Source organism: Lysinibacillus sp. BSL11 (genome assembly GCF_052928325.1).
The window spans coordinates 103559-126724 of the sequence record NZ_JAVGCX010000012.1 but is presented as its reverse complement, the minus strand read 5'-3'; the positions used below and the strand labels follow the sequence as shown (position 1 = coordinate 126724).

The window sequence follows — 23166 nt, the reverse complement described above, 5'->3', positions numbered from 1 at the left end:
AAAATGGTATGGTTTCATGAAAAAAATGAGGTATTGGATGACACCATCATCCAATACCTCGTCATAGGAAAAGTAAGCTAAATTAATGAATATATTTTGTGCTTACAAGATCTTCTTTTAAGACATCTGTTGGGATTTCAAACTCTACAACGCCCATATAGCCAGGTGCCACTTCATATTTATCAAAGGAAATCACAAGCTTGCCTTTATCAGAAATGTAGAATTGCTGATCAGGTTTAATGGCTGTAAATTCCTCCATTAACTCTTCATCGGCAAGGCCAGCACCCTTTACCCAGTAAACTTTATCTTGATTCGATTCAGCTATTTGTGTACGCATTTGTTCTTTAATATTTTCACTAATTGTTTCAATATAGTGCTGATCTTTAAAGAGCATTGGTAAAGTAATTAAAATTTCGTTTTCTTTATCGATCGTATCGTATTCCATCACCGTTGAAGACGAACCAACAGTATTTACAACATAACGGCCGATCGATAAAATTTGTTCATTATCGGTTTTGATTTCGAAACCACTATCAATACCTAAATGACCTCCGCCCTGAGCTTTTAAATCACCGACATCTGCGATAAATTCATCGTAAAGTGTTTTACCTTCTGCACGATACTTTTCATTTAATGTATTAGCGAGATCTTGATTTTCTAAATTTTCAATAGAAGGAACTTTAATGTTGGCATCATAAGTATCTTCTGCCACTTCATATTCTGTCCAAGTCAATACTTTTATCACACTACCAACCACGGGAATTTCTGAAAGTGTGCGTGCCATTGCAGGACTTACATTTAAACCAGCTGTAAATAGCATGGCTGCAGCGGCAGATCCAAGGACCCATTGAGGTGTACGATTTTTTTTCTTTTTTTGACCTTGCTTAAGTGCTTTTTCAACCACGAAGTCTAGCTCTTTTGGAATCGGGACTTTCATATATTGTTTTTCTAACTCCTGTAATTTTTTATCCATGTGCAGTTTCTCCCTTCACATCTTCCAATTGGATTTTCAATAGTTTTAATGCTTTATAAAGACGCGATTTGGCTGTACTCAACTTAATGTCGAGGATGTTCGCCACGTCGGCGAGTTTTAAATCCTCGAAATAATGGAGAATGACAACCTCTCGATACATTTGCGGGAGTTCATCCAACGCATGCTCCAAGTCAACATTCTCATAAACATCCTCTTGAGCAGGTGTTAAATATTGTAATGTATCATCATCTGTCACTTGTAAGCGTTTATGCTTACGTAAAAAATCTATGGCTGTACGGACAACTATTTTATAAAACCAGCTTTTCATATAGGTCACATTTTCAAGTCGATCTAATGAAAGCATGGCTTTTTGGATACTGTCTTGTACAACATCTAGTGCGTCCTGTTCATTTTTTGTATAGCTATACGCGAGCAAATAAAAACGCTCTTTTTGTTCTCGAATGAATTGGACAAACACCTCTTCATGTTGAAATGCATTTCTTGTTCTCATGTCCAAAGAAGCTCCTTTTTTAACATTGTCAAATTGTATACATTTACTAGACGTACGAGGAAAGGGAAAAAGTTGATGCCATGAAAAAAACTTACCCCATTTGAGATAAGTTTGATCCTTCTATAGTATTGGCATACGTTAGTATAACGACTGATCATGAAAAATAGTCATATGTATTTTTCAAGAGTAATAGAATGGTCACAACGATAAATAATTTACGTACATAGCCACTGCCACGTTTAATGGCAAATTTTGAACCAACAATAGCTCCTGCAATTTGCGCAAGACCCATAGGTAGTCCATAGGCATAATTTATTTGTCCTAAGTATATAAACATAAGGAGGGCAGCTACATTACTGCCGAAATTTAAAAATTTGGCGTTTCCTGCTGATTGTAAAAAATCAAAGCCAACTAGGAGAAAAGCAAAGAGTAGAAACGAGCCTGTCCCAGGACCTAAAAAGCCATCATAAAAGCCAATAAGTGTAATTACGAAAACAAAAATAATAGAACGCTTTGGGGTTAATTGTTTATAGGTGGTCATACTGCCCCAGTCTTTTTTAAAGATGGTATAGATAGCAACGGCTGCAAGCATAATCAGCATTAATGGCTTCAGTACACTTGGGTCCATTAAGTGGACAATCCAAGCACCCAGCATAGAGCCAAAAAAAACGAAGGGGAATAGCTTATAGACGGCTTTTATATCTAATTTACCAGAGCGATAAAATGTCACTGTGCTAGTAAGGGAACCCATAGTACCTGCCAATTTATTGGTTGCTACTGCAGCAGAGGGGGGAAGACCAACGAACATAAGAGCTGGTAATGAGATAAGCCCACCTCCTCCAACCACTGAATCAATAAAGGCTGCTAAAAAACCGAAGAGGATTAAAATTAATAAAATATTTACATCTAAATCAAAAGGCACAAAAGGTCATCTCTTTTCTATCATAATAATCTGATAGTAGCGAACTGAGGATAGGCTGTAAATACTCTAGCTGCTATTTTTTAATAGAAATAAATGAAGTGATCCGATAGGAAATGACGATAATTTCTACATAACACAAAAAAATTCTACTTGGAGTCATTATTTTGATGTATTATGTAGTTGATGGTGTTTTTACGTAAAGGGGACGTGATGACATGAGTTTAGGAAATCATATACGTGTATTTCTCTGTGTTGTGTTTATGGGAGTACTTGTAGGGTATGTCTTTAATGCAAAAAAAGATATAACAGATCATGAGTATATTGATACTGTAAAGGAAGGCTATTTGGAGAATTTTTCAGATGTCACAGTTCGAAATGCGTTTAATTACGCTTTTTTTGAACCTTACTGGCGCTATTATGAAGCGAAAACTGGGGAGCAAGTTGTAGAATTGTCAGGTGATATTACGTTTCAAGACGAAAAAGGACATGCTATTCTCCAATTTGTCGTGAACGAACAAACGCAGCAATTTTCCCTAGAGGCAATGAAATTTAAAGATGTCGTATTAAACCAGCAACAACAGCAAAAGCTTGTTGGCATGGTCTATCACACTTGGGAAAAGAAACAACTAGCTTATGAGTAAGGTTTTTTATTTTGTAAATCATCCAAACTGTATTACAGTAAAAGGGGGAGCTAGAGACAGAGAGGATGTTTTACATGAGATTAAGTATTTTAGATCAAATGCCGATTCCAAAAGGTCATTCTGCAGAAGAGGCCTTCCAACGTACAGAACAGCTGGCATTGCTAGGTGAAGAGCTTGGCTATCACCGTATGTGGCTTGCTGAACATCATAATAGTCAGTCATTGGCGAGTTCAGCTCCTGAAGTAACTGCTGCTTTTTTAGCTGCTAAAACACAGCGGCTTCGCATTGGTACGGGTGGCGTCATGATGATGCATTATTCACCCTATAAGCTAGCAGAGGTCTTTAAAACATTATCGGGGCTGGCACCCAATCGTATTGATTTTGGTGTGGGGAGAGCTCCTGGTGGTGATCATGCCGCTATCTATGCATTGGCAGAGGGAAGACGACAACGCTTCACGGAACAGTACGATAAGCTAGAAATCATATTAAAACTAATGAATAATCAAAAAACAGGTGAACATGTCTATGATCAAGTCGTTGCAGCTCCTGCTCATATTTCATTACCAGAGGCTTGGTTACTAGGTTCTAGTGGTCAGAGTGCCATGCAGGCTGGCCAGCTGGGAGTAGGCTATTCGTATGCACAATTTTTCACGGGCAATATATCAAAGGATATCTTTGATGCCTATAAAGCCTATTTTACGCCTTCTTATTATATGGATAAACCACAAATCATTGTGACATATGCAGCAACAGTTGCCCCCACCTTAGAAGAAGCGGAATATTTAGCTAAACCGATTGATATTTCTCGTCTTCAATTAATGAAAGGGCAAATCATTCAAACAATGTCACCCGAAGAAGCGAAGGATTATCCATTAACTGAAATGGATAAATTGACGATTGACAATAATCGCAAGGCGAATCTTGTCGGGACACCCCAAGACATTGCTTCTTTTTTAAGTGCTGAGCAAGAACGCTATGGCTTTGATGAAGTAATGCTAAATTGCAATCAATATGAATTAGAAAGTCGTTTAAATACCTATAGATTCCTAGCAAAGGAATTAATTAGATAAGGGGAAAGCCATATTCATCTGAATATGGCTTTTATGTATTTAGAATAACGGCTTTACAATTAGAAAAACCCGGAAATTTATTTCCGGGTCTGATTACCACTTACATTTTCTGCTCCATGACACACTGCCTCGCTTCCGCATAGGATCTTAAGATATTCCTAAGAAATCTGTACTTTAGCTTATTCAGTTTTGATGGTCCTTCTGAGTTATCGATCAATCGCACTCATCGGGTTAACCCTCCTAGTCATTGGATTTGAAGTGAAATCTTTAATAGTATAGCTCAACTATAATTTCTTATACCTCTTGTGAGCATAAAATTTATTTTTTTGTGCTAAAGAAAACATACATTCCTAACCAGTTAACAATTAGCATGATTATTGAGAAGAAAAAAACACTCGTCTGTTTGAAGAAAAGCATATTTGCATCCCAGATTGTACATGCTACTTGTCCAACTGGTTGTGATTTTAATTATTGATAGTTATTTCCATAAATATGGTTGACTTAAAATGTGTATTAAGCATATAATACATTGCAAGAAGTGTATTAACTGTTTAATACATTTTTTTAATGACAGTGTATTAAGTACTTAATACGCAGAGGTGTTAGCGAGAAAAAAATATGTCCATGTTTATTGATAGGGGCAACCCATCATTATGCATACTGTGTATTAAGTGGTTAATACGCGAAATTAATTTTTTGAGGAGTTGAGTTATTTGACTATAAATTTTAATAATCGGGACCCGGTGTATGTCCAAGTTATTCGGCATTTGAAAGAACAAATTGCCAAGGGGTTTTATGAGCCCGGTCAGGAGATCCCATCCAGAAGGGAATTAGCCAATCAGTTAAAGATTAACCCAAATACTGCGCAACGAGCTTATAAGGAAATGGAGGAACAAGGATTGATTTTTACAGAGGGGAATATGCCTAGCTGCATTACAAAAGATGAAGCGGTCCTTAAAAATGTCCGTGAGGAATTGATTATCGAAGCGGTTGACTTATTTTTAGGCTCTATTAAATCTATCGATGTGCCGTTAGCAGAAGTGTTGGAACTCGTAAAGAAAAAACATGATGCCGAAAGCGGAGAAGCGGAGGAATCGAAATGATTGAAGTAAATAATGTTAACAAGAAATACGGCAGGAAACAGGTTTTAAAAGACTTTTCTTTTACTGCAGAAAAAGGGGAGATTACTTGTTTAATAGGAATAAATGGTGTAGGTAAGACGACAATCATGAAAGCTATTATGGCGCTCACACCAATTAATAGTGGTGAAATTTTAATTGATGGAGAAAAAATCACAAAAGAAAGCTTTGAAAAAATAACCTTCATCCCAGACACAATAACGATGTTGCCACAAATGAAAATCAGTGAAGCTTGTGCGTTCATGGCTGATTTTTATAAAAGCTGGAATCCTCAGAGAGCAGAAGAATTACGACAATTTTTTAAACTTGATCCGAATGAACGAATTGCTAACTTATCGAAAGGAAATACAGCAAAAGTGAATATGCTACTGGGTTTGTCACTGGATGTCGATTATTTACTGATGGATGAACCATTCTCTGGCATTGATATTTTCTCTCGTGAGCAGATTGCAGAGGTGTTTACAAGCCATTTAATTGAAGAACGTGGTGTCATTATAACAACGCATGAAATTAGTGATATTGAGCATTTGATTGATAAAGCAGTCCTTATTGATGACGGTGCAGTATTGAGAGAATTTAGCGTGGAGGAAGTACGTGAAAATGAAGGGAAATCAGTGGTTGATGTGATGAGGGAGGTATATCGAGCATGAAAAACTATTTAAAACTTGTTAATTTTGAAGTAAATCGATTTTTTAAATTGTATTTGATTTTAATAGGCTTGACCATGCTCAGCCAGCTTATAGGAGCGGGAATTATCTCACAAACCTATATGAAAAATGCTAAACAGTTGATGGCAGAAAACCAGTTATCCAGGAACCAGTATGTGGAGCAATACGGGACTTTTTCTTTCGATCGATTCACTGATTCAGAATGGTTTCTGCTGCCAATCTTTTTTTGTATCGCCATGTTGATGATTTATGTTTTCTTTATTTGGTATCGAGATTGGTTTGGTAAAAATACATTTATTTACAGATTATTCATGTTACCAACTGAAAGAATCGCCATTTATTTTGCGAAATTAACGACGATTATGCTTTTAGTTCTTGGCTTGATTGCTTTGCAAATCTTGCTAATTTTGATGGAAAAACAAATAGTGAATAAGATTATACCAATCGATCTCCAATCAAATTTCTCAATTTATACTAGTTCTACTTTAAATATGTGGAGGTGGCTGTATCCGACTAGCTTTACAGAGTTTATCCTGGTTTATGCACTTGGGTTACTTTTCGTGGCAGTAATATTTACCGCGATTTTAATTGAGCGAAGTTATGGTTTAAAAGGGATTTTTTACGCTATTTTTTATGGCTTACTGTCACTTGGGGTATTTTTTGCTCCAATCCTATTAGTTAATGTTTATACAAATTACTTTTACCCACTTGAAATTTTCTTAATGGTACTGGTAACTAGCATGATCGTTTTAGGCAGTGCCATTTGGATTGCGAATCATTTATTAAAATATAAAATCAGGGTCTAGAGGAGGTATAACAATGAAAAAATATTGGAAAACAATCAGTATTAGTTTCTTCATCGTGGTGTTTATCAGTTCTTACTATATCCAAAAAACAGCAATGGCTTCGAAAAATGACAGATCCTATAAAATTGAAACGATCAGCGGAAATAAGGAAGAAATCGAAAATCTTATTCTTCAAACAAGTTATCAGAGTAATGATCTTTATCATATGTTGTACATATCAAAGGATGGTTCCACGAATCCCAATAATCAGTCTTTTTTTGGCGATTTAATTGCCCCAAATGAACCTATGAATCTTCGAAAATATATTGAGGAACACCGTAATTTTATGCGTGGGAAAGAATTTGATCCAAGAAAATATTTTGAAGACAAATCACGTTTGATTTACACAACGTTTTTAGATGATGGCGGAAAAGAAGCTAGCAATGTCGTAACGCTTCAAATTGATACACTTGATAAAAATACAAATGACAGTTCTTCCTTTAAAATCGATATACCAGTCAAAGCTAGCTATGATTGGATTAATGTGAATGACGTCTACGTAGGAGATGGAAAGATAAATATTTTAACAACAAACTATTTATCAGCCAACTATCTTATAAAAGCTAGGGAAGAGTTGCATGTCTATTCGATTGATGAGAACAAGAAGGAATTAGTAAAGGACGCCATCCTTGCAGAGTTAGTGTCAGAAGAAAGAGGCACTTCCAGTATCCGTATTTTTAATGAATACAATACTACTACTCAAAACGAAAATTATTATTTATATATGGTAGAAAAATACAGTGATCGAAAAGAAGATACTGAGCTAGAAGTTATCTCTAGTCAAATATATCTCTATAATAATGCCAAGAATGAAGCAGAGGAATGGACTATGCCAGAAGAATTAAAACCCTATCGGAAGTCAATGCTGATTCATAAAGAAACGATATACATTCCTGTTTATTCAGCCAATGGTTTAACGCTGAATCGTTATCATATTGAAAAGAAAAAGTGGGAAGAGCCCTTAACCCTTCAATATTCAAGCATTGCGAATGAGAAAGATGCTCCATATTTACGTATAGCAGAGGGGAAATTTTATTTAGTATATCGTGTTTCTGATGGACAGTGGTTGTCTATCGTTGATTTACGTACAGGTGGATTGATTTATGAAGGGAAAATCATTTCCGAAGACAAGAAAAATCAAGAGGTGGATTCTTCACTTACGATCGAACAATTATATACGATGCATTAAAGAACAGATAAGGCCAACTTACAATTTATAACGCCATATGTAAAAGCAACTCCATGTTGATCAGTCTTTGTTCAACATGGAGTTGCTCTCTTTATCGATGAACTTATACACGAGCAGAGCCACTCACAAACGCGGCATCTTGATAATACATATTTTTTACAAGTACATTTGGCCCTAAGCATTTGACTGCTGGACAATGGCAGTTAAGCGATTTTGCCAAGTCGGTTGCCATCCATTTATCAAAGATCAATGGTAGTTCGTCATGTACAATATTGCCGAGGGCTGGTGTGTCACCAAAGTCGGTAACGATCACATCGCCTGTAAAGATATTGATATTCAATCGTGAACGACCGTCTGGGTCATTACGCATTGTGACATTCTTCTCAGTACGGAGACGTTGTAACAGCTTTTGATCCTCTTCGTTCATGCTACATGGGTAGAATGGTAGTGTACCAAATAACATCCATGTATTGTCATCACGGATATCTAGCAGGTGATGAATGGCTTCACGTGTTTCCTCTAGTGATAAAGAAGTAAGTGCACTTGCAAAGTCGGATGGATACATTGGATGCACCTCATGACGTGCACATTTCATCTCATGGATGATTTGGTGATGAATATGTTCTAAGTATGGTAAAGTTTTTTTGTTTAACATTGTTTCTGCTGATACCATTACACCATGTTCAGCTAGCATTTTTGAGTTATCAATCATGCGTTGGAATAAGGCTGCACGTTGGTCGTATGTTGGTTTGCGTTCCATCATTGCAAAGCCCGTTTCGACGAATTCATCGATTGTTCCCCAGTTATGTGAAATATGAAGGACATCAAGATAAGGTGCAATCAGTAAATAACGTGCTGGTTCCAATGTTAGGTTGGAGTTAATTTGTGTCCGTACACCACGTTCATGCGCATATTTTAAAAGTGGCAACACATAATTCTGGACGGACTTTTTACTCATCATAGGTTCTCCACCAGTAATGCTGAGCGTTTTTAAATGGGGTATTTCATCTAATCGTTTTAGAATTAATTCAATTGGTAATGCCTCAGGGTCTTTATTTTGTAATGTATAGCCTACTGCACAGTGTGCGCAGCGCATATTACAAAGTGTTGTTGTTGTAAATTCAATATTTGAGAGTGTCATTTGTCCATGTTGTTCTACATCTAAATAGGCTTCCCAAGGATCATAGACAGGTGTTATTTTTTGTAAGGTCGTCATCTTTCGTACATCTTCCTTTCTAGCAATCTATTGTCTCATATTCAACGATAATTTCAAATATGAAATTGCAGAACGGACTATTTTATGGCTAGACGAACTTTTTTTCCAATATAGAAAAAGTTCCCTCGTTTCAATTTACGGATAAGCATGTGTATAAAGCGCATACATGTTCTAATATTCTGTCATAGGACATTTTACTGTTATTTTTCATAAAAAACGTTATCATGATATAGAGTAAATAGTCACAATGCATCAAAGAAAGTGGGAATGAACATGACGAAATATGAGATCTTATTGTTTGACGTAGATGATACATTACTAGATTTTGATTTAGCTGAAAATGCAGCACTAGACCGCATGTTTAGAGAGGAAAAGATAGCCACTACGCCCGAGATGATTGCGCGCTACAAAGAAATTAATGAATCGATGTGGCGAGCTTTTGAGCGTGGGGAAGTGACAAAAAATACACTACATAATACAAGATTTGCGGTTGCTTTAAAGGAATTTGGGATGGAGGTCGATGGCGTCTACTTTGAATCACTATTCCAGAAATACTTACAGGAAGCACACCATTATGTAGAAGGGGCTTATGAAGTTATCGCTCAACTAGCCGATCACTATCATTTGTATGTCGTATCAAATGGCGTAACATTGACACAGAATAAACGACTAGTGGATGCCGATTTAGCACAATATTTTAAAGGCATCTTTATCTCCGAGCAAACGGGCTATCAAAAACCAATGCCTGCCTTTTTTGATTACGTATTTGAGCGGATTGAGCATTTTGATAAAGCTAAAACGCTTATAATCGGCGATTCTTTGACATCAGACATTAAAGGCGGCTTGCTGTCAGGCATTGATACATGCTGGTTTAACATCCGCAATATTGAAAATACGAGTGGTATTGAACCGCATTATGAAATTAAAAAATTGCATGAGTTACATGAGCTATTGCATACAAAAATAGCACTATATTAAGACAGAAGGCACTTCCTTTGTTCCATGGACAGAGGAGGTGTTTTTTTATGTTTTTTGTGGCTAATAAAATTTATTTTTGAATATCTACTTTACAAAAAGTCATGAATCATTTAAAATTCGATTTTGAATGATAATAGTAATCATTACTGTTTAGGTAAAGGGGAAAGTATATTGAAAAAAATAATGAGTTTACTAGTTCTATTGATTGTGAGTGCATGTATGCTTGTGGCATGCGGACACTCGGATAACAAGGCAAAAAAAGAAAAGGCAAAAGGTGAAAATGAGCATGTTTTAACCATTTCTTGGCCCAAGGATATTGGAGAAGTAAATCCACACTTGTATGCGCCAAATGAAATGTTTGCTCAGGCAATGTTATACGATCCGCTTGTACGCTATGGAAATGATGGGCAAATAGAGCCAGGATTAGCAACAGCATGGGAAATGTCCGAAGACGGTAAGAGCTACATATTTACATTACGAGACAATGTCTTGTATTCAGACGGCTCTCAGCTTACGGCAGACAATGTTAAACGTAATATCGAAACCGTAGTGGAGAATATTGCACCGCATAGTTGGCTAGAAGTGGTGGCAATCATTGATCGGGTAGAAGTTTTAGATAAGCTGAAATTAAAGATTCATTTAAAAGAGCCTTATTATCCATTTTTACAGGAGTTAACGTTGATTCGTCCATTACGTATGTTAGGGGATAGTGGCTTCCCAGCAAGTGGGTCAACCAAAGATGGCATTGAAAAAGCAGTTGGAACAGGTCCTTGGATTTTAACTGATTACAAGCAAGACAATTTTGCTGAGTTTTCACGTAATGAGCATTATTGGGGAGAGAGACCTAAGCTAGAAAAGGTCATCGTCAAAATTATTCCTGATTCACAAGCACGTATGATGGCACTTGAAAAAGGAGATATTGATTTAATTTTCGGAAGTGGTCAATTAGCTCCTGAGGAACTCCGAGCTTTGGAGAAAAATCCGCACTATCAAACGATAATTTCTGAACCTTCCTCTACTAGAATACTATCTTTCAATTCAGACTATGGTGTGACGCAAGATAAAGATGTCAGACTTGCTTTGCAGTATGCTTTTGATCGACAAACAATTATTGAACATGTATTAAATGGCATTGAGCAAGAGGCCAAGTCTTTATTTGCTCCAGGATTTCCGTATAGTGATATTCCATTTGAGTCTTACAGCTATGATTTAGAAAAAGCCCAGCAACTATTGGATAAAGCAGGCTGGATCTTCGAGGAAGGGGCTCCGTTTCGATCCAAAGACGGTCAAGCACTGACCATAACGATTCCGTATAACAGTAATGACCAAGTGCATAAATCTATTTTTGAATATCTACAGGGCGCATGGCGTGAATTAGGCGTAGATGTCAAATTGATTGGAGAAGAAGATCAACTTTTCCGAACGCGAAGTAAAACAGGTGATTTCAATGTCATTATGAATGATACGTGGGGGGCACCTTATGATCCCCATATGTATTTACGGATGATGACGGGGGAAAAGCAAATTGGCTATTATGCGTTAAAAGGCATGGCACAATCAGAAAAATTAGCAACGAATATTGCGAAAGTGATTCGCTCAACTGATGAATCAGAGAGACGTAGTTTGTATGAAGCTATTTTACAAACCATTCATGAAGAGGCGATTTTCATGCCATTATCTTATCGGACAAATTATTTGGTGGCCAATCAACGTCTAACCAATTTATCGTTTTCTATGCAGCAATTTGAAGTGCCACTCAATCAATATGAGGTGAAATAATCAAAATGTTTGCATTCTTTGTTAAACGGCTAGCCAGTATGTTACTGGCATTGCTTGGTATAACCATCATCGCCTTTGGATTAATCCGTTTCATTCCTGTTGATCCTGTTGAAGCATATTTTACAATCAATCAAATTCCAGCTACTGAAGAGGCCATGACAAGTATGCGTGAAGAAATGGGTCTCGATCAACCATTATGGATACAATATATTGATTGGCTCAGCCATGCATTGCAATTAGATTTCGGAACATCCTTTGTGTCGAAAAAGGCCGTGGCAACAGAACTGTTTCAACGATTTGAGACAACATTGCTTTTAGCAATAACAGCATTGGTCATAATTATTGTCATTAGCTTTGCTATTGGCATTTGGTCTGCAAGTAAAAACAGTGGGTGGCTCGATTGGTTTACACGTACAGCTATCTTCACAATCGCCTCTATGCCAAGTTTTTGGCTTGCCTTTCTCTTCATTTACACAGTGGCTTTGAAATGGGGCGTCTTACCACTTATGGGGTGGGGAAGTTTTGCTCATGTCATTTTACCATCGATAACACTGGCTTTAGGATTTATACCTTATTATATTAGGCTCATCCGATCAAGCATGAGAGAAGAAATGAAGAAACCGCATGTTCTCTTTGCCCGTGCAAGAGGGGTAAAAGAAACGGTTATTTTGCGTACACATATTTTCAAAGGCATTTTACCACAACTTATCACATCCCTTGCCATGACCTGTGGTGGTCTATTAGGGGGTGCAGCGATTATTGAGAATGTTTTTGCCATTTCTGGCGTGGGACACTTTATTGTGGAGGCCATGTTAGCAAGGGACTACGCTGTACTACAAGCTTTTATTGTCATCATTGGGGGATTATATATCACCATCAATTTTATAGCAGATATACTTTGTGCGGTTGTTGATCCACGTGTCAGGCTGAAAGGAGGCGCTCTATAATGAAAAAAAATCTGCCACTCATCATCAGTAGCTTGCTCGTACTCGTGCTGGTGGTGATGGCTCTATTTGCTCCTTGGTTAGCGCCTCATGATCCTTATACAACAGATATAGCCAATAAATTACAAGGATTTTCTATGCATTACCCTTTAGGTACAGATCACCTAGGGCGCTGTGTGCTATCTCGTTTATTGTATGGTACACGCACCTCTCTGCTGCTAGCCTCTGGCGTACTATTCATTACCTTAATCATTAGCATCATCGTAGGGTGTCTGGCGGGGTATATCGGTGGGCTGGTTGATCTAGTATTAATGCGTATTTGTGATGTTCTTCTATCCATTCCTGATTTTATTTTTGCCCTTGTCATTGTAGGTGCGTTAGGTGGCGGCATTAAAAATATGTTTGTGGCAATTATTTTTGTGTCGTGGGTAGGTTTTGCGCGTATTATTCGCAATATGGTGCGTTCTTTAAAAGAAAGCACTTATGTACAATATGCACGGCTGACAGGTGTACCGAAACGAAAAATTATTAGGAGGCATATATTGCCGTTTGTCTTTCCACAAATATTTTTGTTAAAACTAATCGGGCTTGGCTCAACGATTCTTTTAATTTCGGAGCTGTCGTTTTTAGGGTTAGGTGTTACGGCACCGATGGCAGAATGGGGCATGATGATTAAAGATAGTAAAACCTATTTAATGAGTGAACCAACGCTTATGTTTATACCAGGTATCATGATCTCATTAACCGTTCTTATTTTTAATTGGTTTGGGGATGCCCTTCGTACGGTTATGGATGCCAAAGTATAAGAAGAAGAGGTGACAATATGTTAGAGATAAGGGATTTGTCAATTACGCTTCAAACAGCGCAGGGACCTAAAAAAGTTGTGCAGCATGTTGATTTCCAGATTCCAACTGGTACAACGCTTGGCATTGTCGGGGAAAGCGGTAGCGGTAAAACGATGCTGTGCTATGCTATCTTGCAACTGTTTCGGGAGTCCCGAAACTATGAGGGAGACATTTTATTAGAAGGGCGTTCCTTACTGGGAATGGATGAACAGCAGTTGCGAGGTCTTCGGGGCAATGACGTGGCATGTATATTGCAGAATCCTATGGCTATGTTTAATCCTATTATAACAATAGGAGAGCATATGATTGAAACATTACAAGCACACCGATCGCTCAGTAAAAAACAAGCATTGCACATAGCAACTGAGCAACTTGCTTTTTTTCAATTGAGCGATTCAAGACTTTTAAAAAAATATCCTCACGAGTTAAGCGGGGGCATGCTTCAACGTGTCATGATTGCCCTGGCTATGAGTCTTCGTCCGAAACTTTTACTTGCAGATGAGCCAACGACAGCCCTTGATACGATGACACAGCTCAAGATTTTAGAGGAATTGTCTCATTGTCAGCAACAATATCAGACAACGATGCTGATTGTGTCACATGATCTTGGCGTCATCGCTCGAATGGCAGATCAAATTGTAGTTATGCGAAGAGGGAAAATCATGGAGTACGGCCCAGCCGAACGGCTATTACAAAACCCTGTTCATTCCTATACAAGAGCATTGGTCGCAGCCAAAAGGAAGGATGATCAGCTCGAAAAACTTGTGGATAGCTGGTCAGGTGATACAAACGGAATCCTATATGAACTAGACACGAACTATTGGGTAAGACAGGAGGAAAGCCGATGTTAGAAATCCAACAAGTATCTAAAACCTATCGAAAAAAGAGATGGTTTGGGGAATATGTAACGATAGAAGCTGTGAAAAATATATCATTCAACTTGGAGCAAGGCGTTTGCTTAGCCATTGTCGGGGAGAGCGGTAGTGGCAAAACCACACTAGGAAAGCTGATAATAGGTATGGAAAAGCCGGATAGCGGCACCATACAATTCGATCATATAAACCTAGCAACGACATGCAAAGAAGAGAAGAAGCAATTACAAAAAAATATTCAAATCGTGTTTCAAGATTGCCATAGTGCTGTTAATCCGAAAATGAAGATTCGAGACATCATTGCAGAGCCAATGAAATGTCATTTACAGTTGACGAAACAACAGCGGCTAGAAAAAATAGAGGAACTTTTAGTACAGGTGGGACTATCGGAGCGAGATGCTCAAAAATACCCTCATCAATTAAGTGGTGGTCAGTTACAGCGGGTGACCATAGCAAGGGCGATAGCAACAGACCCTAAGCTCATTATCTTGGATGAATCCATTAATAGTTTAGATATATTGGTACAAATCAGTATTCTAAAACTATTGAAACAATTGCAACAGGAAAGGGGCCTCAGTTACTTATTTATTACCCACGATTTACACGCAGTTAGTTTGTTTGCAGATGAAGTAGCTGTTGTAGACCAGGGGGAAGTGGTGGAATTTCTTCATGATGTGTCTCAAATTCCATATATGACCCATCCGATCAGCCAGCGCTTATTAGCCTCTAGATTACCTATAAGCCGTCAAGAAATTTCTTCGTTGCAAGGGGAGCAAGTATCATGAAACTTCAGCCTTTATCCCTTCGCATGATGCAATTATATGGGCTTGCGGTTATTTTTTTTACCGCCAATGCCGTGTTGACAGTTATTTTTCCATTAGAAGCAGCGGATGGAGGGTACTTGGAGGGCGAAATTGGTGCCATGATGGCCATGTATATGCTTGTTTGTATGCTATTAAGACCTTTTGCTGGCCAAATGGTCGCCAAGCATAGCCCTTATACCATTATGCAATGGCTGTTAATTGGCCATGCACTTGCACTGCTTATCTATGTAATATTTGGTATTGATAGTGTCTTTTTAGTACGAGCCCTACAGGGTATCATCACCGCTTTCTTTTCTATGGCGATGCAGTTAGGTATTACAGATGTTTTACACGATCATGATCGAGGGCAAGGCATGTCGATGTATTCCTTATCCAGTGTTGTACCTGGTTTATATGGACCTGCAGTAGCGCTACTCTTGTGGACGCAATTTGATAGACAGCATTTATTGATCTTTGTGGTTTTGTTGGCTCTTCTGCCACTACTGTTTTTTATTGGCTCCCCTTTACCAAAAGCAAAGGAAGACACAGAAGTTGTGACAACAAGAGAGCTGATAGCCGCCATGAAGGGGGCAAAACAACACAAGGGGCTAATCCTATCAGCAATCGTTATGGTTCTTGGTGCTGCTATTTTTGGCGCCATCACCACGTTTTTACCATTGTTTATGCTGACTGAGGGAGTGGGGAATCCAGCTATTTATTTAACGTTACAGGCATTGGTCGTGGTGGGTAGTCGCTTTGTATTGCGACGCTCTATTCCTTCAGATGGTCAATGGCATCCGAAATTTATTGCCTGTGTGCTTTTCAGCTCCATATTGGGCACAACGCTGCTTGCTGTTTTACCTGAAATAGGTACTTTTGTCTATATTTCCGCTGTTTTCAATGGCCTTGCCTCAGCGATGCTATATCCGACAATTACTACATATATGTCGTTTGTTGTACCAAAAGAATCGAGAAATGTTTTGCTAGGTTTATTTTTAGCTACCTATGATTTAGGCTTTGGGTTGGGTGGATTTTTGATGGGCTTTATTGTGCAATTTACGTCCTATATGGTCATGTTTATGGTTTGTACGGTTTTAGCGACTATCGCACTCTGTGTTGTATTGCGTAACGGTAATCCCGAGAGGCAAATTATCACTACCATACTGACAAAATAATCGCGTGCTTGCTATGTATAAAATATAATAGAAAAGGCAAAACCTTTTATGAGACTAGTTTCCATGAAAGGGGAAATATTCGATGAATATGGTTTTAACTGCCAGTAAACGTCAAAAGGGACGACAATCTTCTTTAACACAGCTTCGACAAAATGGGCGCATTCCAGGTGTGGTTTACGGCTTTCAAATGGAATCAACGGCGATTATGTTAGATGCGAGAGCCTTTGCAAAAATGTTAGCTACACAAGGTACGAAAAGTGTTTTCCAATTAGATGTTGAAGGAAAACGCATTAATGCAGTTTTAACAGAGGTACAACGTTGTGCATTAAAAGGGAATGTTAAGCATGTGGATTTTAAATCCATCAATATGTCAGAGGAGCTAGAAGTGGATATTCCAGTGACTGTAGTTGGGGATGCAGTGGGAGTTGCTGATGGCGGATTCCTGCTCCAGCCTAATCGTGAAGTGCGTATTAAAGTGAAGCCAACTGACATTCCAGAAACCATTGAAATAGATGTTACAAATGTTGCAATTGGGACTTCTCTATACGTCGGAGATATTCGTCAACAGTTCTCGTTTGAAATTTTACAAGAGGATGACTACACACTTGTGACGATTACACCACCAGCTGCTGAAAACGTACAAGAAGATGATACAGTGGACGATACGCCAGAAGTGATGGAAGCAACAGGACAAAATACTGCTGAACCAGAAGCATAAAGGAAAGAGGAGCCTCCTTACACTACGTAAGAGGCTTCTTGCTATTTGCTATAAAAATTGCTGTATGGATTTACGATAACGATAATACAGCGTGATATATATACTACAAGTTGCTAAAAATAGCCATGGTGGAATAAAGCGCATGATGGCGAAGGGTGTTTCAAATAAGAAAGCAAAAAGGAAAACAGAACCTTCTTTATCCCATAAACCAGGGGTATAATATGCGCTTTTTATACTGAAAAAGGGAGCGACGCCATCGTTGCCATAGAAAATCATTAAGAAGATAAATGAGAGTATTGCCCAATTGCTTGCATGTTTCATTAAACGTTTATATTTCGCAATGTGGGAATCATGATCTGAAAATAATTCATCATTACCATCTTTAGTTTTTGTCCAATAATAGGTGCCATCATATGATTTTTCTTTTACTATACGCCAGCCAAAATCCTCATGTAATTGCTTATAGGTAGCTTTATTTTCTTTGCGAAGCTCCTGCTGACAATCAATCCGAATAACTTGTTCAAGATCTTCAGTAGGCTGAAATGTATAAATACCTGCTGAGTTTATATTGGAGCATAGCCAACCCTTAGCTAACATTTCATTTAACCAGCGCTCTTCCTTTTCGATATCAAAAAAGACTTTAAATTTTATCATGTTTGCCAGCTCCCTCATATAAAGCTAAAATGTGCTGCAATCTTTGCTGCTCTGCCGCTAATATTTCTAGACCCTCTTCGGTCGTTTGATAAACCTTGCGTCTTGAATCCTGGGTTTCAACAGGTGTAATCCAATGATATTTCAATAAATTTTCAATGGCTCCATACATAGTACCAGCAGCAATCCTTACTGTACCAGCACTCATTTCCTCAATTTTTTGCATCATCGCATAACCATGCAGTGGTTCACGTAAGGCAAGTAAAATGTAATGCATGGTTTCAGATAAAGGTAATAATTTATGTTTTTTCACATCTTCACCTCAAATATACAGTCAGACTATATAGTTTGATTATATATAGTTGAACTGTATATTTCAACTGTAAAAAAAGACAATGCAAAAACTGCATTGTCATTAAAGTTTAGACAACAGCGCTTTTCACGCCTGTCCATCGCATAAATAATTTTTCGTTATAGGATAAGGCAAATTGTACGATTGGTCCAAGTCCAAATGCCATAAATACCGTACCGATACCAATAGGACCACCAAGTAGGAAGCCAATAATTGCAACCGTTACTTCCATTGTTGTACGAGAGCGAGTCACACTCCAGCCAAGCTTATGGACCATCATCAGCATGAGTGTATCACGCGGTCCAATACCTAAGTTCGCCACCATATACATCCCACAGCCCCAGCCAAGTAAAACTAACCCTGTTAGGTAAGATATAAGTTGCATCCAAAAACCATCAATATCAGGTAACCAATAGTTAAAAATATCAATAAAAATGCCTGCCAAAAACATATCGATAAACGTTCCAGGTAAAGGGAATTTTTTTGTAATCAGCATATCAAATGCTAAAATAGCAAGTCCCAAAATAATGGACCATGAACCGATTGATAAGCCTACTGTTTTTGTTAAGCCAATATGTAGTACATCCCATGAGCCCACTCCAAAAAGTTGGCCTTTAATTGTTAAGGTGATACCAAAAGAAAGCACGATAATGCCTGTTATGAAAAACAAACAGCGCGTAAGAAAAGCTTGTTTCATTTTTAACCCTCATTCATTCGAAAATTCCTGTTGTCCATCCAGTTATTATAACAATAGATTTTCATTATGTCCGAAGATTGTCATTTCGCATTTTTCAAAAAAATACGGTTTAGCTTTCTTGGGAAAGGGCAAAATAGGTATATAGATGAAAGGATGGGATACTATGACTTCTGTACGTGATGAAATTTTAGAAGTATTAAATCGAGAAAAGATTGGAACAATGGCAACTGTAGAAAATGGCAAGCCTTACTCACGATACATGACGTTCCAGCATGAAGATTTTGTATTGTATACAGTGACGAATAAACATTCAGAAAAAATGGAAGAGCTACGCAAAAACCCATATACCCATATTTTATATGGCTACGAAAATGGTGGTTTTGGTGATACGTATGTGGAAATAGAAGGAAAACTTACAGAAGTACATGAAGAAGGGATAAAAAATAAACTAGCTGAATTTTTTACGAGTATCTTTATTGGCAATCAGGATGAAATGGTGACATTAAAGATTGAGCCTATTCGTATGCGCTTAATGAATAAAAAAGGGCAGCCACCTAAAGAGCTAGAATTTTCAAACGACCATTGACAATGGTCGTTTTTTACTGATGTAGCGATAAATAGTTGCAATGGTTAGCATCTTTTTGGCATGATAGTTCTTAAAAGAAAAAGGAGTATAGGTTATGGCGATAAAATTACAGCAGCTAACACAAAATGTATTATCCTCTCAAGGAAAATTAGAGGCAGATTTTATACTGAGAAATGCGCAAATTGCGGATGTTTTTTCGTTAACATGGCAAAAAGCAGATATCGTCGTGAAAAATGGTATGATTGTTGCTCTAGATCGCACGAATAAGTTTCACGCTAAACAGGAAGAGGATGCGGCAGGAGGCTATGTCATTCCTGGTTTAATTGATGGGCATATACATATTGAGTCTTCTATGTTGACACCAGGGGAATTTAGTCGCGTTTTACTTCCTCATGGTATTACAACAGTGATGACAGATCCTCATGAGATTGCCAATGTCGCAGGAGCGGAAGGCATTCAATTTATGCTCGATGATGCACAAAATGCAGATATGGATATTTTTGTCATGCTGCCATCAAGTGTACCAGGTACACAGTTTGAAAATGCAGGCGCTACACTAACGGCTAAGGATTTGGCGCCATTTCTACAACATGAACAGGTTCGGGGATTAGCTGAGGTCATGGATTTCCCAGCGGTATTAAATGGGCAAGAGGACATGCTTCAGAAAATTTTATTATCAAAGGAAGCAAATTTAGTCATTGATGGGCATTGTGCAGGCTTACAAAGCGAGCAAATTACAGGCTATCGAGCTGCGGGTATTCACACAGATCATGAATGTGTAACGGCTGAGGAAGCCATTGACCGTGTAGAGCAGGGGATGTATGTACTGATCCGAGAAGGCTCAGCCGCTAAAAACTTACGTGACTTATTGCCAGCTGTCCAGTCACATAATGCTCGGCGCTTTGGTTTCTGTACAGATGATAAATATGTGGATGAATTAATCGACGAAGGCAGCATCAATTATGATATCGCCATGGCAATAGCTGAAGGGATGCCACCATTGCAAGCAATCCAGTTAGCTACCGTTAACACCGCAGAATGCTATCGTTTATTGGATCGAGGTGTACTCGCACCAGGCTATAAGGCAGATTTTGTGTTAGTAGAGAATTTGTCAACAATGCAGGCAAAGGCCGTATGGAAAAATGGGCGGAAAGTGGCTGAAGATGGTAGAATGCTGACTAATCGTCAAGTGCCAGTTGTGCCTGCTCATATCCATCAATCTGTCCATTTACCAACCATTACAAAGGATAGGCTACAACTAGCATTCACAAAGGGTACAAAGGCGAATGTAATGGAGATTGTGCCAAATCAGCTAATTACCAATCATGTAATAATGGATGTACCTATAAAGGATGGTGTTTTCGTCCCTTCTGTAGAACAAGATCTACTGAAATTAGCCGTCATCGAACGTCATCATCAGTTACACACGACAGGTTTAGGAATCGTCAAAGGCTTTGGCTTACAAAAAGGGGCAGTTGCCACAACAGTAGCTCATGATTCACATAATGCCCTTGTTGTAGGAACAAATGATGGGGATATGGTCCTGGCGCTTACACGCATTCAGGAAATTCAAGGAGGCTTTGTCATTGTAGCGGATGGCCATATTCTAGCGGAGATGCCATTAACCATTGGAGGCTTGATGACAGATGTACCAGCTCAGCAAGCAAAGGAGCAGCTAGCAGGCTTGCACAGTGCATTAAAGACGCTTAATCCAACATTAGATTTCCATTTTCTACTGACGTTTTCTTTTGTGGCATTACCAGTTATTCCTGCTTTAAAGCTAACAGATACAGGATTATTTGATGTGACAACCTTCCAGCATATCTCAGTAGAAGCATAGATAAAAAAACGACCTACTAGCTTTCATTAAGCTTTTAGGTCGTTTTCTTATATTACTTATTTAGTGCTAGCTCTCATTCACCATCATTTACGAACTATAAACATGCTTAAAAGTCATTGTAATATGGAATTAGTCGTAAAATTAAGGATTGTGTGTTGATTATTTCAACCTCTTATTTGTAAGATATTTTCGTCTAAACATCCCTACTAAAAATACATACATTAATATATAAAAGGGGGTGAGATTGACAATGAAAAATAATGATCGATTTATGAAAGTAGTTAGTATTCCTACGCCTTTATATGAATCATTATTAGGTCAATATTTTGTTGGGCAAACCGAATTAATTACCTTACAAAAAGGAAGAAATGCGTGGGGAAGCTTAAGTAATCCTAAATATTCTAATGTGGATTTGTTTGTAAATGCGTTTACCATTACTAATTATTCTAAGCAACCTATTCTAGCTGAAATTTGGTTTAATGCAATACCTCCTGGGGATTCAATGATTTCTAAAAATGTAACGCCTACTAATACAGCCATTTATCCACCACCAAATCCAGACGTTAAAATTGAATTTGCTGAACTTGTTGAAGGGCACCCATATAAAGGAGTAAATGCGTTTAAACGAATTGTTCCACCACAAAGTACTTTAGTAAGCGATGAAGATGGAAAATTTATTTTTCCATCTGGTGAATCATTTGTAATTTTTTTAGTTACACAGGACAATGAATGTATAGAGGCTGAGATAGCATTTGGGTGGTTTGAAAAAATGAAAAAATACCATTAAATAATAAGGAGATTGTTAGTAGAATATAATTTATAGTGATATTAATTAGTTAGAAAAAAGAAGCTAAAGCTCTCAAATATCTATTGAGAACTTTAGCTGCTGTATTATTGACTAGTTAAAGCATTTTTTCGAATCTATCAATGGCTTTATTAAATTCATTGTGAGTTTCTGTTACAACTTTCTTCAAATCATGTGTAATATTATCGACCTTTTCCGTATCACTTTCTATAGTCATTACATTATATTCGATATTTCGAAGTGCATTATCAACATTCAGTGCTAATTTTCGTACCTCTTCTGCTACGACTTTAAATCCGCGACCTTTTTCACCAACACGTGCAGCCTCTATTGCGGCATTCAGTGCTAGGACATTTGTTTGTTTAGCGATAGTATGAATCACTTTTACAGTATCTCTAATTGCGTCAACTTCTTTGGCAAGTGATGCTACAGCTTTTATGTTTTCTTCTGAATTGGATACAACAATTTCTACTAACTCCTGAGGCATACTTTTTAGTTTAGCAATAATCTCTAAAGTATTGAATTCTCGATTTGTAATATCTGTTGAAATTTTTAATATGGAACTTACCTTATTATTGTCATTGAAAATGGGGAGGTAAGTTGCTTCAAGCCATATAGAATCGTTCATTTTACTTATTCTTTCAATTTTTCCTTCATATTTTTCTCCATTTAATAAACCTTGCCATAGGAGATGATAGTCTGGGCTTTGTATAAAATCCGGTTTACAAAACTTTTCATGACCCATCCCAATAACTTCATCCACCTGATATCCTAGAACCTCTGCAAATTTTTTATTAGCCCAAATCACTTTTCTATTCAAGTTAAACTCTACGAGGGCTAAATTTTTTTTCATTGAATCTACAATTGCATTTTCATTCATATGTTTTGTCTGAATATTCATATTTTCAAATCCTTATATTAGGTAGCTAAGCTAAATTTAATTCATA

Annotated in this window: 25 protein-coding genes; 17 read left to right on the top strand and 8 right to left on the bottom strand. The window is 37.8% G+C overall.

What is annotated here, in order from left to right:
- Positions 1-82: 82 nt before the first annotated feature.
- The 3 genes from RCJ95_RS15540 to RCJ95_RS15530 form a co-directional block, all read right to left on the bottom strand.
- Positions 83-973 (bottom strand): RsiV family protein, encoded by an 891-nt coding sequence (locus RCJ95_RS15540; protein ID WP_313149838.1) that lies wholly within the window; start codon positions 971-973, stop codon positions 83-85.
- A complete protein-coding gene (locus RCJ95_RS15535; protein ID WP_004230723.1) occupies positions 966-1484 on the bottom strand; it encodes a sigma-70 family RNA polymerase sigma factor in 519 nt (172 codons plus the stop codon). The genes RCJ95_RS15540 and RCJ95_RS15535 overlap by 8 nt, the downstream gene beginning before the upstream one ends.
- 154 nt (positions 1485-1638) lie before the next feature.
- A complete protein-coding gene (locus RCJ95_RS15530; protein WP_221680275.1) occupies positions 1639-2406 on the bottom strand; it encodes a sulfite exporter TauE/SafE family protein in 768 nt (255 codons plus the stop codon).
- Positions 2407-2621: 215 nt separating this feature from the next.
- On the opposite strand from RCJ95_RS15530, the gene RCJ95_RS15525 reads away from it, so the two are divergent.
- The 6 genes from RCJ95_RS15525 to RCJ95_RS15500 all read left to right on the top strand — a co-directional run bounded on the left by RCJ95_RS15525 (position 2622) and on the right by RCJ95_RS15500 (position 7958).
- Positions 2622-3047, top strand: a complete 426-nt coding sequence (locus RCJ95_RS15525; RefSeq protein WP_036077327.1) for a hypothetical protein — start codon at positions 2622-2624, stop codon at positions 3045-3047.
- Between the two features lie 74 nt (positions 3048-3121).
- Entirely contained in the window at positions 3122-4117 is a 996-nt protein-coding gene (locus RCJ95_RS15520) for an LLM class flavin-dependent oxidoreductase (protein WP_221680276.1), read from the top strand.
- Between the two features lie 713 nt (positions 4118-4830).
- The gene (locus RCJ95_RS15515) at positions 4831-5220 is read left to right on the top strand and encodes a GntR family transcriptional regulator (protein ID WP_004230719.1); all 390 of its coding nucleotides are present in this window, start codon (positions 4831-4833) and stop codon (positions 5218-5220) included.
- On the top strand, positions 5217-5906 hold the full coding sequence (locus RCJ95_RS15510; protein WP_221680277.1) for an ABC transporter ATP-binding protein: 690 nt from the start codon (positions 5217-5219) through the stop codon (positions 5904-5906). The genes RCJ95_RS15515 and RCJ95_RS15510 overlap by 4 nt, the downstream gene beginning before the upstream one ends.
- A complete protein-coding gene (locus RCJ95_RS15505; protein ID WP_221680278.1) occupies positions 5903-6730 on the top strand; it encodes a hypothetical protein in 828 nt (275 codons plus the stop codon). The genes RCJ95_RS15510 and RCJ95_RS15505 overlap by 4 nt, the downstream gene beginning before the upstream one ends.
- Positions 6731-6743: 13 nt before the next feature.
- Positions 6744-7958, top strand: a complete 1215-nt coding sequence (locus RCJ95_RS15500) for a hypothetical protein (RefSeq protein ID WP_221680279.1) — start codon at positions 6744-6746, stop codon at positions 7956-7958.
- A gap of 103 nt (positions 7959-8061) precedes the next feature.
- Here the strand turns inward: RCJ95_RS15500 and yfkAB are convergent, their stop codons facing one another.
- A complete protein-coding gene (yfkAB, locus tag RCJ95_RS15495) occupies positions 8062-9174 on the bottom strand; it encodes a radical SAM/CxCxxxxC motif protein YfkAB (protein WP_221680280.1) in 1113 nt (370 codons plus the stop codon).
- 273 nt (positions 9175-9447) lie between these two features.
- Between yfkAB and RCJ95_RS15490 the strand changes: the two genes are divergently transcribed.
- The 8 genes from RCJ95_RS15490 (at position 9448) to RCJ95_RS15455 (ending at position 17288) form a co-directional block, all read left to right on the top strand.
- A complete protein-coding gene (locus RCJ95_RS15490; RefSeq protein ID WP_221680281.1) occupies positions 9448-10152 on the top strand; it encodes a YjjG family noncanonical pyrimidine nucleotidase in 705 nt (234 codons plus the stop codon).
- A gap of 171 nt (positions 10153-10323) precedes the next feature.
- Positions 10324-11931, top strand: a complete 1608-nt coding sequence (gene nikA / locus RCJ95_RS15485) for a nickel ABC transporter substrate-binding protein (RefSeq protein WP_446722454.1) — start codon at positions 10324-10326, stop codon at positions 11929-11931.
- Between the two features lie 5 nt (positions 11932-11936).
- On the top strand, positions 11937-12878 hold the full coding sequence (locus RCJ95_RS15480; RefSeq protein WP_004230709.1) for an ABC transporter permease: 942 nt from the start codon (positions 11937-11939) through the stop codon (positions 12876-12878).
- The gene (locus RCJ95_RS15475; RefSeq protein WP_257522435.1) at positions 12878-13681 is read left to right on the top strand and encodes an ABC transporter permease; all 804 of its coding nucleotides are present in this window, start codon (positions 12878-12880) and stop codon (positions 13679-13681) included. The genes RCJ95_RS15480 and RCJ95_RS15475 overlap by 1 nt, the downstream gene beginning before the upstream one ends.
- Positions 13682-13698: 17 nt before the next feature.
- A complete protein-coding gene (locus RCJ95_RS15470; protein WP_312128719.1) occupies positions 13699-14571 on the top strand; it encodes an ABC transporter ATP-binding protein in 873 nt (290 codons plus the stop codon).
- Positions 14565-15377, top strand: a complete 813-nt coding sequence (locus RCJ95_RS15465) for an ABC transporter ATP-binding protein (RefSeq protein WP_221680285.1) — start codon at positions 14565-14567, stop codon at positions 15375-15377. Before RCJ95_RS15470 ends, RCJ95_RS15465 begins: the two co-directional genes overlap by 7 nt.
- Entirely contained in the window at positions 15374-16570 is a 1197-nt protein-coding gene (gene cntE / locus RCJ95_RS15460; RefSeq protein WP_337977024.1) for a staphylopine family metallophore export MFS transporter CntE, read from the top strand. Before RCJ95_RS15465 ends, cntE begins: the two co-directional genes overlap by 4 nt.
- Positions 16571-16652: 82 nt before the next feature.
- Complete coding sequence (locus RCJ95_RS15455; RefSeq protein WP_221680287.1) at positions 16653-17288, top strand: 50S ribosomal protein L25/general stress protein Ctc; 636 nt, start codon at positions 16653-16655, stop codon at positions 17286-17288.
- Between the two features lie 48 nt (positions 17289-17336).
- On the opposite strand, the gene RCJ95_RS15450 is transcribed toward RCJ95_RS15455, so the two are convergent.
- The 3 genes from RCJ95_RS15450 to RCJ95_RS15440 all read right to left on the bottom strand — a co-directional run bounded on the left by RCJ95_RS15450 (position 17337) and on the right by RCJ95_RS15440 (position 18988).
- A complete protein-coding gene (locus RCJ95_RS15450) occupies positions 17337-17942 on the bottom strand; it encodes a DUF2812 domain-containing protein (RefSeq protein ID WP_446722453.1) in 606 nt (201 codons plus the stop codon).
- On the bottom strand, positions 17929-18216 hold the full coding sequence (locus tag RCJ95_RS15445) for a PadR family transcriptional regulator (RefSeq protein WP_036218718.1): 288 nt from the start codon (positions 18214-18216) through the stop codon (positions 17929-17931). The genes RCJ95_RS15450 and RCJ95_RS15445 overlap by 14 nt, the downstream gene beginning before the upstream one ends.
- Before the next feature lie 145 nt (positions 18217-18361).
- A complete protein-coding gene (locus RCJ95_RS15440; protein ID WP_205444071.1) occupies positions 18362-18988 on the bottom strand; it encodes a YczE/YyaS/YitT family protein in 627 nt (208 codons plus the stop codon).
- Positions 18989-19151: 163 nt separating this feature from the next.
- Here RCJ95_RS15440 and RCJ95_RS15435 point away from each other — a divergent pair, with 163 nt between their 5' ends.
- From RCJ95_RS15435 to RCJ95_RS15425, 3 genes are all read left to right on the top strand, one after another.
- Complete coding sequence (locus tag RCJ95_RS15435; protein WP_048392416.1) at positions 19152-19574, top strand: pyridoxamine 5'-phosphate oxidase family protein; 423 nt, start codon at positions 19152-19154, stop codon at positions 19572-19574.
- 94 nt (positions 19575-19668) lie between these two features.
- Positions 19669-21414, top strand: coding sequence for an adenine deaminase (gene ade, locus RCJ95_RS15430; protein WP_446722452.1), 1746 nt, complete (start codon positions 19669-19671; stop codon positions 21412-21414).
- Between the two features lie 250 nt (positions 21415-21664).
- Positions 21665-22201 (top strand): DUF6143 family protein, encoded by a 537-nt coding sequence (locus RCJ95_RS15425; RefSeq protein WP_221680290.1) that lies wholly within the window; start codon positions 21665-21667, stop codon positions 22199-22201.
- Positions 22202-22316: 115 nt separating this feature from the next.
- On the opposite strand, the gene RCJ95_RS15420 is transcribed toward RCJ95_RS15425, so the two are convergent.
- Positions 22317-23120 (bottom strand): methyl-accepting chemotaxis protein, encoded by an 804-nt coding sequence (locus RCJ95_RS15420; RefSeq protein ID WP_004230681.1) that lies wholly within the window; start codon positions 23118-23120, stop codon positions 22317-22319.
- Positions 23121-23166 lie beyond the last annotated feature (46 nt).

Excerpts from the sequence above, each read along its gene's own strand:
- RCJ95_RS15510 (WP_221680277.1), top strand. The coding sequence starts at position 5,217 with ATGATTGAAGTAAATAATGTTAACAAGAAATACGGCAGGAAACAGGTT.
- RCJ95_RS15440 (WP_205444071.1), bottom strand. The coding sequence starts at position 18,988 with ATGAAACAAGCTTTTCTTACGCGCTGTTTGTTTTTCATAACAGGCATT.
- RCJ95_RS15420 (WP_004230681.1), bottom strand. The coding sequence starts at position 23,120 with ATGAATATTCAGACAAAACATATGAATGAAAATGCAATTGTAGATTCA.
- RCJ95_RS15520 (WP_221680276.1), top strand. The coding sequence starts at position 3,122 with ATGAGATTAAGTATTTTAGATCAAATGCCGATTCCAAAAGGTCATTCT.
- ade (WP_446722452.1), top strand. The coding sequence starts at position 19,669 with ATGGCGATAAAATTACAGCAGCTAACACAAAATGTATTATCCTCTCAA.
- RCJ95_RS15475 (WP_257522435.1), top strand. The coding sequence starts at position 12,878 with ATGAAAAAAAATCTGCCACTCATCATCAGTAGCTTGCTCGTACTCGTG.
- RCJ95_RS15470 (WP_312128719.1), top strand. The coding sequence starts at position 13,699 with ATGTTAGAGATAAGGGATTTGTCAATTACGCTTCAAACAGCGCAGGGA.
- RCJ95_RS15525 (WP_036077327.1), top strand. The coding sequence starts at position 2,622 with ATGAGTTTAGGAAATCATATACGTGTATTTCTCTGTGTTGTGTTTATG.
- RCJ95_RS15445 (WP_036218718.1), bottom strand. The coding sequence starts at position 18,216 with ATGCATTACATTTTACTTGCCTTACGTGAACCACTGCATGGTTATGCG.
- RCJ95_RS15505 (WP_221680278.1), top strand. The coding sequence starts at position 5,903 with ATGAAAAACTATTTAAAACTTGTTAATTTTGAAGTAAATCGATTTTTT.
- RCJ95_RS15465 (WP_221680285.1), top strand. The coding sequence starts at position 14,565 with ATGTTAGAAATCCAACAAGTATCTAAAACCTATCGAAAAAAGAGATGG.
- cntE (WP_337977024.1), top strand. The coding sequence starts at position 15,374 with ATGAAACTTCAGCCTTTATCCCTTCGCATGATGCAATTATATGGGCTT.
- RCJ95_RS15490 (WP_221680281.1), top strand. The coding sequence starts at position 9,448 with ATGACGAAATATGAGATCTTATTGTTTGACGTAGATGATACATTACTA.
- RCJ95_RS15500 (WP_221680279.1), top strand. The coding sequence starts at position 6,744 with ATGAAAAAATATTGGAAAACAATCAGTATTAGTTTCTTCATCGTGGTG.
- RCJ95_RS15455 (WP_221680287.1), top strand. The coding sequence starts at position 16,653 with ATGAATATGGTTTTAACTGCCAGTAAACGTCAAAAGGGACGACAATCT.
- RCJ95_RS15450 (WP_446722453.1), bottom strand. The coding sequence starts at position 17,942 with ATGATAAAATTTAAAGTCTTTTTTGATATCGAAAAGGAAGAGCGCTGG.
- yfkAB (WP_221680280.1), bottom strand. The coding sequence starts at position 9,174 with ATGACGACCTTACAAAAAATAACACCTGTCTATGATCCTTGGGAAGCC.
- RCJ95_RS15435 (WP_048392416.1), top strand. The coding sequence starts at position 19,152 with ATGACTTCTGTACGTGATGAAATTTTAGAAGTATTAAATCGAGAAAAG.
- RCJ95_RS15425 (WP_221680290.1), top strand. The coding sequence starts at position 21,665 with ATGAAAAATAATGATCGATTTATGAAAGTAGTTAGTATTCCTACGCCT.
- RCJ95_RS15540 (WP_313149838.1), bottom strand. The coding sequence starts at position 973 with ATGGATAAAAAATTACAGGAGTTAGAAAAACAATATATGAAAGTCCCG.
- RCJ95_RS15480 (WP_004230709.1), top strand. The coding sequence starts at position 11,937 with ATGTTTGCATTCTTTGTTAAACGGCTAGCCAGTATGTTACTGGCATTG.
- RCJ95_RS15535 (WP_004230723.1), bottom strand. The coding sequence starts at position 1,484 with ATGAGAACAAGAAATGCATTTCAACATGAAGAGGTGTTTGTCCAATTC.